The following is a 16,328-nucleotide window of genomic DNA, read 5'->3' as shown; positions in this document are numbered from 1 at the left end:
GCGGGGCTGTGTCGATTTGCGGCTCCGCCGCGTGGGCGCGACAAGCCCCCACCCACCCGCACCCGCCCCTCAACCCCACCCACCCGAGCTCGAAGGCGAAGCGGGGTCGAAGGGGCGCAGCCCCTGGATGGGGGAGGGACGGGTAGGGGCGGCGGGGGCGAAAATCACCCAGCGCGCCGCTCCGGCTCCGCGATCGGCCGATGCGACCTGATCCGGAACCGCCGAAGCAACGGCATCTCCACGAACGTGTAGGACAACCACCCGGCCAACACCGACAGCGCCAACACGAACGGCAGCAGAGCGAAGAACGCCCCGGTCCCCAGCTGCGCGAAGTCACTGTCGAGCAGGTACCAGACGGTGACCTGCATGATGACCAGGTGCCACAGAAAGATCCCGCACGAGTTCCGCCCGAGCCACACGATCGTCGGCCGTGACAGCAACCGCTCCGGCCCACTGCCCCGCGCCAGCAGCAGCGGCGCGGCCAGCCCCACCGCGATCACCATGTGGCACACGTACTTGAACGCCGCCTCGTCCTTGGTGAGCACGATCGAGGCGATGCTCCCCGCCCAGTCGGTGTTGGCCAGCGCGTACGCCAAGCCCGCCGCACCCCAGAACGCCCACGGGTAATTCCGTACGAACTCCACGAACGCGAGCCGCCCCCCGGTCCCGGCCCCGCCGCGCGTCTTCGCCGCGACCAGCGCGAGCAGCATGCCGGCGGCGAGGAACCCGAGGTAGCCGCGCAGCCACCACAGCGACGGCGGCCCCAGCGGGCTGGACGGGCTGGTGGCGACCAGCCAGGTGAAGTCGGCGACGATCACCGCGGTGAGCAGCGCCCCGGCGAGCTTCAGGTTCTTCGTCGCCCGCAGCGCCTTGTGGAGGACGATCGCCAGGACGGGCAGGGCGATGTAGTAGTGCACCTCGGTGGCGAGGCTCCAGGTCTGCGCCCAGTTGGTCATGCCGGGATCGGTGCGCAGATCCTCCCAGTGCTGGACGTGCTGGACGGTCAGCAGCCGGAGGGTGCGCCACCCGTCGCCGAGCTGTTCACGGTTGAACACCAGCAGCGTGGTGATCATGAACAGCCAGTACGCGGGGAAGATCCGCAGGACGCGGTGCCAGTAGTAGTGCAGGGTGTTGGGCGCCTTGCGGCCGCCGAGCGCGGCGTCGGCCCAGGGGCGGTAGAGCAGATAGCCGCTGATGATCAGGAAGATCGGGATGGCCGACAGCGCACCGGTCATCACCGGGGCGAACGGCCCTTCCTTGCCGTTCTTGTCGATCAGCGCGCCGGTCCACTGGGCGAGGTGGGCGACCAGCACCATCAGCGTGGCGACGGCGCGCAGTCCGTCGACCGAGGGCTCGAAGGTCCGCTCGGCGCGTACGGGGGAGTCCTTGGCGCCGGGCAGGGCGCTGACCGGCGGTGCCGGTCGCGGTCTGTCCAGGGAAGTTGTCACGGCGAAGGGACCTCTCGTCTCGGTGTGAGGCGGCGCAGAAGTTGCCCGCAGAAGTTGCCCGGGACGCTAACAAACCGCTCACGCGGTTTTCCAGATTGGCGAAAAACGGCCACTGAACCTCCGCTTTTGTCGGCCACATCGGGGTGCAGGTGCGGATTCGGGGTGTTCAACTGCCTGATTCGCTCACCCCTTGAACTTTCCAAACCGCTCAAGCGGTTTGTTAAGCTGGCCGCGTTTCTCTTCTGACCCCACCCATCTCCTGACCCCACCCAGCGAACTCGACAGGAGTCCCCTTCGCCGTGGCTACGTTCCTCTACAAACTGGGCCGACTCGCCTTCCGACGGCGAGGCCGGACGACACTGTTGTGGCTGCTGATCCTGGTCGGCGTGGGCTATGCCGCCTCCGCCGCCCCGGCACCACCCGCCGACACCTTCTCGATGCCGGGCACCGAGTCGCAGAAGGCCTTCGACCTGCTCAAGGAGCGCTTCCCGGACGCGAGCGCGGACGGTGCCACCGCCCGCGTGGTCGTCCGGGCGCCCGAGGGCAAGGTCACCGACGCCGACCAGAAGGCCAAGGTCGACCAGCTCCTCGCCGACCTGTCCAAGGCGCCCCTGGTCAAGGGCGTCGCCGACCCCTACCAGGCGGGCGCCGTCAGCGAGGACGGCACCACCGCCTACGCGACCGTCCTCTACGAGGTCGCCGCCACCGAGCTCACCGACAAGGCGCACGACGCCCTGACCGAGGCCACCGCCGACGCCCGCGAGGGCGGGCTCACCGTCGAGGCGGGCGGTGACGCCGTCGAGGTGGAGGCCGCCAAGAACAACGCCGAGTCCATCGGCATCCTGGTCTCCGCCCTGGTCCTGCTGCTGACCTTCGGCTCGATGGTCGCCGCCGGCATGTCCCTGCTCACCGCCGTGATCGGCGTCGGTGTCGGCATCTGCGGCATCACCGCCCTCGGCTCCACCCTCGGCCTGTCCAGTACGACGTCCACGCTGGCTCTGATGATCGGCCTGGCCGTCGGCATCGACTACGCCCTGTTCATCGTCTCCCGCTACCGCTCCGAGATGCTGGAGGGCCGCGGCCGCGAGGAGGCCGTCGGACGCGCCATCGGCACCGCGGGCTCCGCGGTCGTCTTCGCGGGCCTGACCGTCATCGTCGCCCTCGCGGGCCTCGCCGTCGTCAACATCCCGATGCTCACCAAGATGGGCCTCGCCGCGGCCGGCACGGTCGCCGTCGCGGTCCTCATCGCCATCACCTTCGTTCCGGCGCTCCTCGGCTACGCCCCGGTCAAGACGCTGCCCCGCCACGAGCGGGGAAGGTTCCGCGCCAAGCCGCTCAGCGCCCGCCGGCAGCGCAAGGCCGCCAAGCGCGCCGCCAAGGCCAAGCCCAACCTCGGCTCCCGCTGGGCGGGTTGGGTACTGCGCCACCCGGTCGCGGTGCTGCTCCTCGGCGTCGTCGGCCTCGGCACGATCGCCGTACCCGCCGCGAGCCTGGAGCTGGGGCTGCCCGGCGAGGGCACGATGGCCGAGGACACCACCCAGCGCAAGGCGTACGACATGCTGTCGGAGTCCTTCGGCGCCGGCTTCAACGGTCCGCTGCTCATCACGGTGGAGGCCAAGGACGCCAAGACGGCCGCCGACCAAGTGGGCAAGGACCTCACCAAGCAGCCCGGCGTCGCCTCCGTCAGCCCGGCCACGGTCAACAAGGCGGGCGACACAGCCATGGTCAACATCATCCCGACCACCGGCCCGACCGACGAGAAGACCGAGAACCTGGTCCACTCCATCCGCGACACGGCCGCCGGCTTCAAGTCGGAGATCGGTGCCACCGTCCTGGTCACCGGCCAGACCGCCCTGTTCATCGACTTCTCGCAGACCCTCGACGACGCGATGGTGCCGTACCTGGCCCTGGTCGTCGGACTCGCCTTCGTCCTGCTCGTCCTGGTCTTCCGCTCGATCCTGGTCCCGCTCAAGGCGGCCCTCGGGTTCCTGCTGTCGGTGACCGCGGCACTCGGTGCCGTCGTGGCCGTCTTCCAGTGGGGCTGGCTCAAGGATGTCTTCGGCATCGACCAGCCCGGGCCGATCATGAGCACCATGCCGATCTTCATGATCGGTGTGGTCTTCGGCCTCGCCATGGACTACGAGGTCTTCCTCGTCACCCGTGTCCGCGAGGCCTTCGTCCACGGCGAGCGCCCCGGCGACGCGCTCGTCACCGGCTTCCGGCACGGCGGCCGGGTGGTCTCCGCCGCCGCGATCATCATGGCGAGCGTCTTCTCCGGCTTCATCCTGGACGCCAACGACTTCGTCAAGATGATCGGCTTCGGCCTCGCCGTCGCCGTCCTCTTCGACGCGTTCGTCGTCCGCATGGCCGTCGTACCCGCCGTTCTCGCCCTCCTCGGCCGCTCGGCCTGGTGGCTGCCGCGCCGGCTGAACGCCGTCCTGCCCGACATGGACGTCGAGGGCGCGAAGCTCGGCACCCGCGGCCGTACGTCGATCCCCCACCAGCGCTCGCCCCGCGAACCGTCCCTGGTCGACTGACCGAACGCACGACCAACTGCTCCATGACGAGCCGGCCCGGCGCCTCACACCGCCGGGCCGGTTCGTCATCTCCCCATCTCCCCGTCTCCGCGCTAACGTCTCGGCACGACCGAGGAGACGTTCAGAAGCCGTATCCGTATAGAAGGGGAGAGCGGGCCGGCGGCGGCGGGCCTGCCGGAAGCTCTACGTGGAGGGGGAGCCCGGGGTTGTCATAGCCTGACCCGAATCGCCGCGAGGCCGCGCTATCCTCACCGGCGGCTCCTTGTGAACGTGAGAGCAAAGTTCCTTTCCGGTCACTCGGTGCCACAGCGAGGAAACGCGCCCTCCCTACCTTCGGACTCATAACCCCCGCACCCCCTAGTACCAACCCGAGCCCGGAGAACCGTGGAGGCGTCATGACAGCCCCGAGCCAAGCCCCCGCCGCGAGCAGGGGAGGCCGCTGGATCGAGCACTGGGATCCGGAGAACGAGGCCTTCTGGAACGAGACCGGCGAGAAGGTCGCCCGTCGCAACCTGATCTTCTCGGTGCTCTCGGAGCACATCGGCTTCTCCATCTGGACCGTGTGGTCGGTGATGGTGCTGTTCATGGGGCCGGAGTACGGGCTCACCCCGGCCGACAAGTTCTTCATCGTCTCGATGGCCACGCTGGTCGGCGCGATCGTGCGCATCCCGTACACCTTCGCGGTCGCCCTCTTCGGCGGTCGTAACTGGACGATCGCCTCCGCGAGCCTGCTGCTCATCCCGACCGTGGCGGCGTTCACGGTGATGGAGCCGGGGACCTCGTTCAACACGTTCCTGATCTGCGCCATGCTCGCCGGCATCGGCGGCGGCAACTTCGCCTCCTCCATGACGAACATCAACGCCTTCTTCCCGCTCAGGAAGAAGGGCTGGGCGCTCGGCCTCAACGCGGGCGGCGGCAACATCGGTGTGCCGGTCGTGCAGCTCGTCGGCCTCGCGGTCATCGGCGCCAGCGGCGGTCCGCGCGTCCTGCTCGGGATCTACATCCCGTTCATCGTCATCGCCGCGGTCCTCGCCGCGGTCAAGATGGACAACATCGCGCACCTGAAGAACGACACCGGTGCCGCCAAGGACGCCGTCAAGGACGCCCACACCTGGATCATGTCCTTCCTCTACATCGGCACCTTCGGCTCCTTCATCGGCTACAGCTTCGCCTTCGGCCTGGTCCTCCAGACCCAGTTCGGCCGTACGCCGCTGCAGGCCGCGTACGTCACCTTCATCGGCCCGCTGCTCGGCTCGCTGATCCGCCCGGTCGGCGGCTCGCTCGCCGACAAGTACGGCGGCGCCAAGATCACCCTGTGGAACTACGTCGCCATGGCCGCCGCCACCGCCGTCATCGTCGTCGCCTCGATGCAGAAGTCGCTGCCGCTGTTCACCTGCGCCTTCATCGCCCTGTTCATCCTCACCGGACTCGGCAACGGCTCCACCTTCAAGATGATCCCGGGCATCTTCCAGGCCAAGGCCCTGGCCAAGGGCCTGGAGGGCGAGGAGGCCGCCGCGTACGGACGCCGGCTCTCCGGCGCCTCCATGGGCATCATCGGAGCGGTGGGCGCGCTCGGCGGCCTCGGCATCAACCTGGCCTTCCGCCAGTCCTTCCTGACGGTCGGCTCCGGCACCGGCGCCTTCGTCTCCTTCCTCGCCTTCTACGGGGTCTGCTTCGCCGTCACCTGGGCCGTATACCTTCGCCGCCCGGCCTCCGGCGCCACCCAGAACACAGTTGCGACGGAGGCGAAGCCGCAGCTCAGCTACGCCGAGGTGTGATGTCGCCCATGCCCTGACACGTGTGACGTAACACCAGCGACATCAAGCCGAACCGAGCCTGTCACGCACCGTTGACAGGCTCGTTCGGCATGAAGGTGCCAAGCATGGTCTGAAGACATCAATGGTCTGAGGACAGGCCCCAGGTGCAACGACTCGAGTGCGGGACGAGAGCCATGTACGACGAACAGCAGGGACCAGAGCGGGCCGAGCGGCCGGCGCAGCCGGAACACGGCCCGCTGGCGGGCTTCACCGTGGGCGTGACGGCGGCGCGGCGGGCCGACGAGCTTGGCGCGCTGCTCCAGCGCCGCGGGGCGGCGGTCCTCCACGCCCCGGCCCTGCGCATCGTGCCACTCTCCGACGACAGCGAACTGCTGGCCGCGACCAACGACATCCTCGACCGGACGCCCGACATCGCGGTCGCCACCACGGCCATCGGGTTCCGCGGCTGGATCGAGGCGGCGGACGGCTGGGGCCTGGGCGAGGCCCTCCTGGAGAAGCTGCGGGGCGTGGAGGTCCTGGCCCGCGGCCCGAAGGTGAAGGGCGCGATCCGGGCCGCGGGCCTGACCGAGGAGTGGTCGCCCTCCTCCGAATCCATGGCGGAGGTACTGGACCGCCTGCTGGAGCACGGGGTCGAAGGCCGCCGTATCGCCGTCCAGTTGCACGGCGAACCCCTCCCCGGTTTCGTCGAGGCCCTCCGCGAGGGCGGCGCCGAGGTGGTCGGCGTCCCGGTGTACCGCTGGATGCCCCCGGAGGACATCGCCCCGGTGGACCGCCTCCTCGACTCGACGATCAGCCGCGGCCTCGACGCCCTGACCTTCACCAGCGCCCCCGCCGCGGCCTCCCTCCTCTCCCGCGCGGAGGACCGGGGCCTGCTCCCGGAACTGCTGGGCGCCCTGAACCACGACGTACTCCCGGCCTGCGTCGGCCCGGTCACGGCCCTGCCCCTCCAGGCCCACGGCATCGACACGGTCCAGCCCGAACGCTTCCGCCTCGGCCCGCTCGTGCAGTTGCTGTGCAAGGAACTTCCGGCCCGCGCCCGCACGTTCCCCATCGCCGGCCACCGCGTCGAGATCCGCGGCCACGCGGTCCTGGTCGACGGCGCCCTGCGCCCCGTCCCCCCGGCCGGCATGTCCCTCCTCCGCGCCCTCTGCCGCCGCCCCGGCTGGGTCGTCCCCCGCTCCGAACTCCTGAAGGCCCTCCCCGGCGCCGGCAAGGACGAACACGCGGTCGAAACAGCCATGGCCCGCCTCCGCACGTCCCTGGGGGCGCCGAAGTTGATCCAGACGGTCGTCAAACGCGGCTACCGCCTGGCCCTGGACCCGGCGGCGGACGCGAAGTACGGCGACTGAGGGGGCGTGTCGCGTTCGGCTGCGGCTGGGTGGGGGCTGGTCGCGCAGTTCCCCGCACCCCTTGAAAGCGCCGGGCGAGCCCCGATCTTTTAGGGGCGCGGGGCTGTGCTGATTTGCGGTTCCGCCGCGTGGGCGCGACCAGCCACGACGGACCCGCACCCGCCGACACACATGCACCCCCGAGCTGGGGGGTGAAGGGGCACAGCCCCTGGAGGGTTCCGCTCACCGGGTGCGGCCGGGCACTGTAGGGGGTACGACCCCTTTCAGGCACCCCTGTGACGCGGTAACCCCAAGGCGGTGACAGGCACATGGCACCGGGTACAGCCCCGCAGGGCCCCCGTTTCGACTGCGGTCACCTCTGCCTGGACCTCCTCGCCACCACCCACCCCGAGGAACAACTCGACTCGGCGGACCGGCTGCGCACCTGGATCACCGCCGCGCGCATCGTCCCCAAAAACACCCCCCTCGACCACATCGCCGCCGACTGGCTGACCGGCTTCCGGGAACTACGCGGCCACATCGGCCAGTTGGTCCGCCCCGACCCGGACCGTAGAACCGACCCCCGCCCCTTCGACATCTCCCTGGCAAGGGTCAACGAACTGGCCCGCGCGGCAACTCCGGCCCCCCGCGCGGCCCGCACGGACGACGGCGCCCTGCCCCTGACCCCCACCCTGGACCGCCCCCCGGACTGCGCCGCCCTGCTCGCCGTCATCGCCCGCGACACCGTCGAGTTGCTCACCGACCCCGTCGCCTGCGCGAGCCTGCGCCAGTGCGCCGGCGACAACTGCCCCATCGTGTACGTCGACACGTCCCGCGGCCGGCGCCGCCGCTGGTGCTCCAGCGAGATCTGCGGCAACCGCGAACGAGTGGCGCGCCACCGCCGCCGAGCAGGCCTGGCCCGCGCGTAGTTGACTCGCGTAACCGAATCGCTCGCCTTCGGGCCCCTTCTCCCCGATTGCCCATCTCCCTTACTGCGCCCAGCAGTTGGGCAACCACCCCGCTTCCGTAAAGAAGCAGCAGTGCTGTTTTTCACACCGCGGTGCGGGCGTCTTCACAATTCCCGCACTTGCGTGCCGGTTTAAGCGTGGATATGGCTGCACTTGTCCCCCGGCAGCCCCAACTTCCCCAAGTTGAATCGAGAAAGTTGTGGCTCAACTCTGAACACACAACTGATTACCTACGTATCCCGATGTGAGCGACCGACTGGGGGAACCCCCGGACACCGGAGGTAGCCGTGCGCAAGGATTCCGCTGTGGCCGATGAACGCCCGCACAGGGCCCGACATCGCGCATCACAGCCCTCAGAGCCTGACGAGGAGCTGATGCGCGCGCTGTACCGCGAGCACGCTGGACCCTTGCTCGCGTACGTGCTGCGTCTGGTCGCGGGCGACCGCCAGCGTGCCGAGGACGTTGTGCAGGAAACTCTCATCCGGGCCTGGAAGAACGCCGGTCAGCTCAATCGAGCGACCGGATCGGTACGCCCCTGGCTGGTGACGGTCGCACGCCGCATCGTCATCGACGGCCACCGCAGCCGGCAGGCCCGGCCGCAGGAGGTCGACCCGTCGCCGCTGGAGGTCATCCCCGCGGAGGACGAGATCGACAAGGCGTTGTGGCTGATGACACTGTCGGACGCGCTGGACGACCTGACCCCTGCTCACAGGGAGGTCCTGGTCGAGACCTATTTCAAAGGGCGTACGGTCAATGAGGCGGCCGAGACGCTTGGCATCCCCAGTGGAACCGTCCGCTCAAGGGTGTTCTACGCCCTGCGGTCGATGAAGCTGGCTCTGGAGGAGCGCGGGGTGACGGCATGAGCAACATCTACGGGGGGTATGGACCGGGAATGCCCGGGTCTGTGCAAGGAGCCCAAGGTTCCGGCGACAACATCCATGAAACCGTCGGCGCGTACGCCCTCGGGATACTGGACGACGCCGAAGCCACACAATTCGAGGCCCATCTCGCCACGTGCGAGTGGTGCGGCCAGCAGCTCGACGAGCTGGCCGGTATGGAACCGATGCTGGCCGCTCTCGCGGACCTGCCCGCAGCACAGGGCACACCCGCGATCGGCGAGTCCTTGGCGGCGAAACCGAGTTCGAAACTCTCGGACCGGCTCGTCGGCGAGGTCGTCCAGCACCGGGCCAAGAAGAACCGGCGCAACTTCTTCATGCTGGCGGCCGGTATCGCGGCGATCGTCGCGGGTCCGACCGCGGTGTTCGCGACGACCGGCGGTGACGGCGACGGCGGCACGTCATCGGCCAACACCTTCGTCGACAACCCGGCCCAGACCATGTTCAAGGGCATGACCCAGAAGGTTCAGCGCACGGACGCGTCCACCAAGGTCAGCGCCACGGTCGCCATGAAGGAGAAGGCCTGGGGCACCCAGGCCGTCCTGGAGCTCAAGAACGTCAAGGGCCCGGAGAAGTGCTCGCTGATCGCCGTCGGCAAGAACGGCGAGCGTGAGACGGTCACTTCCTGGTCCGTCCCGACCTGGGGCTACGGCATCGAGGGCGCCAAGACCGAGCAGGCCAGGAACCCGCTCTACGTCGAGGGCGGCGCCGCCTTCACACCGGACGAGATCGAACGCTTCGAGGTGCTGACTTTCAGCGGCAAGAAGCTCGTCGAGATCGCGGCGGCGTAGCGCACACGGCACACACACGGCGGTACAAGCCGCACAGACAGCGATACAAAAAGCAGGACAAACGGCAGGACAGTGAACACACCCCGGGCGGGCGCATAGCCGCCCGGGGTGTGTTTCGCGTACGGTGGACGGCTGCCCAGCACGTCAGAAGGGGGCCCGGGTGGCCGCTCAGGTTCAGCAGGAAACGCTCGACTCCGCTCACGACTCCGTGCGTGAGAAGGAGATCGGCGTCGAACAGGAACATCTGGACCGGGTGTACCGGCGTCTTGAGGAGAAGATCCACGAGGCGGAGTTCCTGATGAACGACGCCGCCAAGCGCGGCCAGGTCGGCACCCCCGGCGCGCTCGCCGAGCGGGACGCCCAGGTCTTCCGCGCGGGTGTCCACCTGAACCGCCTGAACAACGAGTTCGAGGACTTCCTCTTCGGCCGCATCGACCTGCTGCTCGGCAAGGACGGCAAGAAGGGGCCGGACGGCGCGTACACCGCCATCGAACCGGCCGAGGGCACCGTCCGCCCCGACAACACAGCCGACATCGCCGAGACGCTCCACATCGGCCGCATCGGCGTCCTCGACTCCGAGTACGCGCCGCTGGTCATCGACTGGCGTGCCCCGGCGGCCGCCCCCTTCTACCGCTCGACCCCGGTCGACCCCGGCCGGGTCGTCCGCCGCCGGGTCATCCGCTCCAAGGGCCGCAAGGTGCTGGGCGTCGAGGACGACCTGATGCGCCCCGAGCTCAAGGCCCGCCTCGACGGCCGTGAACTGCCCGTCATCGGCGACGGCGCCCTCATGGCCGCCCTCGGCCAGGCCCGCAGCCACACCATGCGCGACATCGTCGCCTCCATCCAGGCCGAGCAGGACCTGGTCATCCGCGCCCCCGCCGCCTCCGTGACGTACGTCGAGGGCGGCCCCGGCACCGGCAAGACGGCCGTGGCACTGCACCGGGCCGCGTACCTCCTCTACCAGGACCGGCGCCGGTACGCGGGCGGCATCCTGATCGTCTCCCCGACCCCGCTGCTGGTGGCGTACACCGAGGGTGTCCTCCCCTCCCTCGGCGAGGAGGGCCAGGTCGCCATCCGCGCGATCGGCTCACTCGCCGAGGACACGGGCGGCGCGGAGGCCACGCTGTACGACTCCCCGTCCGTGGCCCGCGCCAAGGGCTCGTACCGCATGCTCAAGGTGCTGCGGAAAGCCGCGCGGGGCGCGCTGGAGTCGAACGACGCGCCGAACCGCCTCCGTGTCGTCGCCTTCGGCCGCCGCCTGGAGCTGGAGGCCGCGGAACTGAACCGCATCCGCCAGTCCGCCCTCGGCGGTACGGCACCGGTGAACCTGCTCCGCCCCCGCGCCCGCAAGCTGCTGCTGGACGCGCTCTGGTCCCAGTCGGGGGCCGCGGGCCGCCACAGCGACCCGGAACTCGCGGCCGAGCTGCGCTCCTCCTTCGACGAGGACATCACCAGCGAGGACGACTTCATCACCTTCCTCGACGCCTGGTGGCCCGAGCTGACCCCGCGCGGGGTACTGGCGGCCATGGCCGACGAGCGCCGCCTCGGCCGCTGGGCCCGGCGGATCCTCAACCCGGGGGAGGTACGCAGGGTCGCGCGCGCGTTGAAGCGGGACGGTCTCTCCGTCCACGACGTGGCCATGCTGGACGAACTCCAGGCCATCCTCGGCCTCCCGGCCCGCCCCCGGAAGAAGCGCGACCTCGACCCGTTGGACCAGCTCACGGGCCTGGAGGAACTCATGCCCGTACGCGAGGAGACCCAGCGCGAGCGGGCCGAACGGCTGGCGCAGGAGCGGACCGAGTACGCGCACGTCATCGTCGACGAGGCACAGGATCTGACGCCGATGCAGTGGCGGATGGTGGGCAGGCGCGGCCGCCACGCCACCTGGACGGTGGTCGGCGACCCCGCCCAGTCGTCCTGGTCCGACCCCGACGAGGCGGCCGAGGCCCGCGACGAGGCCCTCGGCACCCGCCCCCGCCGCCGCTTCACCCTGACCGTCAACTACCGCAACCCGGCCGAGATCGCTGAACTGGCGGCAAAGGTACTGGCCCTGGCCATGCCCGGCTCCGAGTCCCCGTCGGCAGTCCGCTCCACCGGCGTCGAACCCCGCTTCGTCACAGCGGCCCGCGACACCCTGGCCCGCACGGTCCGCGCGGAGGCCGCCCGCCTCCTCGACCTCGTCGACGGCACGATCGGCGTCGTCGTCGCCATGAACCGCCGAGAGGAGGCCACCCGCTGGCTGGCAGGCCTCGGCGACCGCGTCGTAGCCCTCGGCAGCCTGGAGGCGAAGGGCCTGGAGTACGACGCGACGGTGGTCGTCTCCCCGGCAGAGATCGCCGATGAGAGCCCGGCGGGGCTGAGGGTCCTGTACGTGGCCCTCACCCGAGCGACCCAACAGCTGACGGTCGTGTCGTCGGACCGGGACGCCCCGGACACGGCGGGGGTCCCGGACCTGTTGCGGGACTGAGAACCTGGCGGCAACACGACCCCCGAAAACAACTCCCGGTACGGGAATGGCCTTACGGGATCTGTTTGTTAGCCTGGGTGTGGCACCGGCTCGATCCAAGCCCCCGGGCCCAACCTTCGTCGCTACGAGCGACCACTTGCCGCGAGGCGAGCATGGCGGGTCGGTGCCACTGAACTTCATACGCACACGAAGAGGTCCACGTCACCTGTGACGTGGACCTCTTTCCGTTGAGAACAAAAAGTTCTCAATCTCACCGGGCTAACGCCTACTCGGCGGTAGGTGCGACGATCGGACGGCAAAACGCAGCAAACGCAGTAGCAGCAGTAGCGCGAAAGCAGAGGAAGTCGGCCATGGCAACGGCGCCCAGCGTCTCCTACTCGATGACGGTCCGGCTGGAGGTGCCCGCGAGCGGAACCGCGGTCTCCCAGCTCACCACGGCCGTCGAGTCCCACGGAGGCTCGGTGACCGGCCTCGACGTGACCGCCTCCGGCCACGAGAAGCTCCGCATAGACGTCACCATCGCCGCGACCTCCACCGCGCACGCCGACGAGATCGTCGAGCAGCTGCGCACCATCGAGGGCGTCACGCTGGGCAAGGTCTCCGACCGTACGTTCCTGATGCACCTCGGCGGCAAGATCGAGATGCAGTCCAAGCACCCGATCCGCAACCGTGACGACCTCTCGATGATCTACACGCCGGGTGTGGCCCGCGTCTGCATGGCGATCGCCGAGAACCCCGAGGACGCCCGCCGCCTCACCATCAAGCGCAACTCCGTTGCGGTCGTGACGGACGGCTCCGCCGTACTGGGCCTCGGCAACATCGGCCCCAGGGCCGCGCTGCCCGTCATGGAGGGCAAGGCGGCCCTCTTCAAGCGGTTCGCCGGCATCGACGCCTGGCCGCTCTGCCTGGACACCCAGGACACCGACGCGATCGTCGAGGTCGTCAAGGCGATCGCCCCCGGCTTCGCGGGCATCAACCTGGAGGACATCTCCGCGCCCCGCTGCTTCGAGATCGAGGCCCGGCTGCGTGAGGCCCTCGACATCCCCGTCTTCCACGACGACCAGCACGGCACCGCGATCGTCGTACTCGCCGCCCTCACCAACGCACTTCGCGTCGCGGGCAAGGCGATCGGCGACATCCGGGTCGTCATGTCGGGCGCCGGCGCGGCCGGTACGGCCATCCTCAAGCTGCTCATCGCGGCCGGCGTGAAGAACGCCGTCGTCGCCGACATCCACGGTGTCGTGCACTGCGACCGCGCCGACCTGGTCGACGCCGCGTCCGACTCGCCGCTGCGCTGGATCGCCGACAACACCAACCCCGAGGGCCTCACCGGCACCCTCAAGGAGGCGGTGCGCGACGCCGACGTCTTCATCGGCGTCTCGGCCCCGAACGTCCTCGACGGCGACGACGTGGCCGCCATGGCGGACAACGCCATTGTGTTCGCGCTCGCGAACCCCGACCCCGAGGTCGAGCCCGCGATCGCCCGTCAGACGGCCGCCGTCGTGGCCACCGGCCGCTCCGATTTCCCGAACCAGATCAACAACGTACTGGTCTTCCCGGGTGTCTTCCGCGGTCTCCTCGACGCCCAGTCCCGCACGGTCAACACCGAGATGATGCTCGCCGCGGCGACCGCGCTCGCGAACGTCGTCACCGAGGACGAGCTGAACCCGAACTACATCATCCCGAGCGTCTTCAACGACAAGGTCGCGGGCGCCGTCGCCGGCGCCGTGCGCGAGGCCGCGAAGACCGCCGCGGCGGTCTGAGTGGCCGCTCACCGCTCATCTGTGACGGTCGCCACGGCCCCGCGTACCGGCGCGTCGCGGGGCCGGAGGCCTTGCGCCCTCTAGGGTGGGCGGCCAGTCCAGGCTTGCCGGGCCGTGTGGGTGTGACTCCCGAGGGTGTTCGTGTGACGCCCCAGGGGTGCCGGATTGGCTTTCCCGCCGCAGGTGAGTGCAGGATGCGTCTCTGGGCGTTGGGTCTGACGACGGACCCGGGTCCGCCTCAACGGCAAGAAGAACACGGGAGTAAGAACATGAACCGCAGTGAGCTGGTGGCCGCGTTGGCCGACCGCGCCGAGGTGACCCGCAAGGACGCCGACGCCGTGCTGGCCGCGTTCGCCGAGGTCGTCGGCGACATCGTCGCCAAGGGCGACGAGAAGGTCACCATCCCCGGCTTCCTGACCTTCGAGCGCACCCACCGTGCCGCTCGCACCGCGCGCAACCCGCAGACCGGCGACCCGATCCAGATCCCGGCCGGCTACAGCGTGAAGGTCTCCGCGGGCTCGAAGCTCAAGGAAGCCGCCAAGGGCAAGTGACCTTGCCGACTATCTCCTACGGGATGGTGTGGCGCGCGTAGAACGCCTGATGGGGGCGGCACCTGGATTTCCGGGTGCCGCCCCCATCGTTGTTCGGCGCGGGTTCGTCGTGGTTGCTCGCGCCCCGCGGCGGAGCCGCAAATGTCACAGCCCCGCGCCCCTTACGGGGCGCGGGTACCGGTCAGCCCAGCGCCTTGCCCGGCAGTTCCACCTTCGCGCCCAGCTCCACGAGCTTCTCCATGAAGTTCTCGTAGCCGCGGTTGATGAGTTCGATGCCGTGGACCCTGGACGTGCCCTGGGCTGCCAGCGCCGCGATGAGGTACGAGAAGCCGCCTCGGAGGTCGGGGATGACCAGGTCGGCGCCCTGGAGCCGGGTGGGGCCGGAGACGACGGCGGAGTGCAGGAAGTTGCGCTGGCCGAAGCGGCAGTTCGAGCCGCCGAGGCACTCGCGGTAGAGCTGGATGTGCGCGCCCATCTGGTTCAGGGCGGACGTGAAGCCGAGGCGGGACTCGTAGACCGTCTCGTGAATGATGGAGAGGCCGGTGGCCTGCGTCAGGGCGACGACCAGGGGCTGCTGCCAGTCGGTCTGGAAACCGGGGTGGACGTCCGTCTCCAGGGCGATCGACTTCAGCTGGCCGCCGGGGTGCCAGAAGCGGATGCCCTCGTCGTCGATCTCGAAGGCGCCACCCACCTTCCGGAACGTGTTCAGGAACGTCATCATCGAGCGCTGCTGGGCGCCCCGGACGTAGATGTCGCCCTCGGTCGCCAGCGCGGCGGAAGCCCAGGAGGCGGCCTCCAGACGGTCCGGGAGGGCCTTGTGGTTGTAGCCGCCGAGCGAGTCCACACCGGTGATGCGGATCGTGCGGTCGGTGTCCATCGCGATGATGGCGCCCATCTTCTGCAGAACGCAGATGAGGTCCTCGATCTCCGGCTCGATCGCCGCGTTCGAGAGTTCCGTCACGCCCTCCGCGAGGACGGCGGTCAGCAGCACCTGCTCCGTCGCACCGACGGACGGGTACGGCAGCTGGATCTTCGTACCCCGCAGCCGCCGCGGCGCCTCCAGATACTGTCCGTCCGCCCGCTTCTCGATCTTCGCGCCGAACTGCCGCAGCACCTCGAAGTGGAAGTCGATCGGCCGGCCGCCGATGTCACAGCCGCCGAGACCGGGGATGAAGGCGTGGCCGAGGCGGTGCAGAAGGGGGCCGCAGAAGAGGATGGGTATGCGGCTCGAACCCGCGTGGGCGTCGATGTCGGCGACGTTCGCGCTCTCCACGTTCGTCGGGTCCATCACCAGCTCGCCCGGCTCGTCGCCGGGGCGGACCGTTACGCCATGCAGCTGCAGCAGTCCGCGTACGACCCGCACATCGCGGATGTCGGGAACATTGCGCAGCCGGCTCGGACCGGCGCCGAGCAGCGCGGCGACCATGGCCTTGGGTACGAGGTTCTTCGCACCGCGGACACGGATCTCGCCACTGAGCGGGGTGCCGCCGTGTACAAGCAGTACGTCGTCAGAGCCGTTGACGGTCATGAATCTCGCGTTCCGTGGAGTTGGGCAGAGGGCGTTTCGGCATGGGGGGAGCCGACCGGTCGACCCGTTGTGCGGGCGGCGGTGCGGCGTGAGCCGGAGAGCTAGCGTAATCGCCGCCTACCCCCCTTCCGTAAGCCCAAGTACTTCTCAGCCAGGTCATGGATTCGCCACAACACGAACCGTTCACCGCCGGGCACATGGGGTCACCATGACGGATGCGCGCGGGGTCCGCACCCCTGAGCCCCTGAGCTGCATTCACACGGCTACCGGCAT

At 69.5% G+C, this 16,328-nt stretch carries 11 protein-coding genes; 9 read left to right on the top strand and 2 right to left on the bottom strand.

Translation table 11 applies throughout. The annotated features are described in order from the left end of the window. Window positions 1–164: 164 nt before the first annotated feature. A complete protein-coding gene (locus F3T56_RS11870; RefSeq protein WP_149824869.1) occupies window positions 165–1,448 on the bottom strand; it encodes an acyltransferase family protein in 1,284 nt (427 codons plus the stop codon). A gap of 299 nt (window positions 1,449–1,747) precedes the next feature. Between F3T56_RS11870 and F3T56_RS11865 the strand changes: the two genes are divergently transcribed. The 9 genes from F3T56_RS11865 (at window position 1,748) to F3T56_RS11825 (ending at window position 14,527) form a co-directional block, all read left to right on the top strand. After that, window positions 1,748–3,985, top strand: coding sequence for an MMPL family transporter (locus F3T56_RS11865; protein ID WP_149824868.1), 2,238 nt, complete (start codon window positions 1,748–1,750; stop codon window positions 3,983–3,985). A 395-nt stretch (window positions 3,986–4,380) separates the two neighbouring features. Next, window positions 4,381–5,763 carry a nitrate/nitrite transporter gene (locus tag F3T56_RS11860; RefSeq protein ID WP_149824866.1) on the top strand — a complete coding sequence of 461 codons (1,383 nt, stop codon included), beginning with the start codon at window positions 4,381–4,383 and terminating at the stop codon, window positions 5,761–5,763. Window positions 5,764–5,936: 173 nt separating this feature from the next. Beyond that, entirely contained in the window at window positions 5,937–7,112 is a 1,176-nt protein-coding gene (locus tag F3T56_RS11855) for a uroporphyrinogen-III synthase (RefSeq protein ID WP_149824865.1), read from the top strand. A gap of 308 nt (window positions 7,113–7,420) precedes the next feature. Next, entirely contained in the window at window positions 7,421–8,020 is a 600-nt protein-coding gene (locus F3T56_RS11850) for a CGNR zinc finger domain-containing protein (protein WP_149824863.1), read from the top strand. A 326-nt stretch (window positions 8,021–8,346) separates the two neighbouring features. Continuing rightward, complete coding sequence (locus tag F3T56_RS11845; protein WP_013003188.1) at window positions 8,347–8,922, top strand: sigma-70 family RNA polymerase sigma factor; 576 nt, start codon at window positions 8,347–8,349, stop codon at window positions 8,920–8,922. Between the two features lie 29 nt (window positions 8,923–8,951). Beyond that, on the top strand, window positions 8,952–9,746 hold the full coding sequence (locus F3T56_RS11840) for a zf-HC2 domain-containing protein (RefSeq protein WP_172638903.1): 795 nt from the start codon (window positions 8,952–8,954) through the stop codon (window positions 9,744–9,746). Between the two features lie 160 nt (window positions 9,747–9,906). After that, on the top strand, window positions 9,907–12,213 hold the full coding sequence (locus F3T56_RS11835; RefSeq protein WP_149824862.1) for a HelD family protein: 2,307 nt from the start codon (window positions 9,907–9,909) through the stop codon (window positions 12,211–12,213). A gap of 350 nt (window positions 12,214–12,563) precedes the next feature. Then, window positions 12,564–13,976, top strand: coding sequence for an NAD-dependent malic enzyme (locus F3T56_RS11830; RefSeq protein ID WP_149824860.1), 1,413 nt, complete (start codon window positions 12,564–12,566; stop codon window positions 13,974–13,976). A 269-nt stretch (window positions 13,977–14,245) separates the two neighbouring features. Then, on the top strand, window positions 14,246–14,527 hold the full coding sequence (locus F3T56_RS11825; RefSeq protein WP_005486790.1) for an HU family DNA-binding protein: 282 nt from the start codon (window positions 14,246–14,248) through the stop codon (window positions 14,525–14,527). Window positions 14,528–14,708: 181 nt separating this feature from the next. On the opposite strand, the gene murA is transcribed toward F3T56_RS11825, so the two are convergent. Further along, window positions 14,709–16,055 (bottom strand): UDP-N-acetylglucosamine 1-carboxyvinyltransferase, encoded by a 1,347-nt coding sequence (murA, locus tag F3T56_RS11820; protein ID WP_149824859.1) that lies wholly within the window; start codon window positions 16,053–16,055, stop codon window positions 14,709–14,711. Window positions 16,056–16,328 lie beyond the last annotated feature (273 nt).

The organism is Streptomyces tailanensis (assembly GCF_008386495.1).
Classification (GTDB): Bacteria; Actinomycetota; Actinomycetes; order Streptomycetales; family Streptomycetaceae; genus Streptomyces; species Streptomyces tailanensis.
This window is presented reverse-complemented; position numbering and strand designations above follow the sequence as displayed.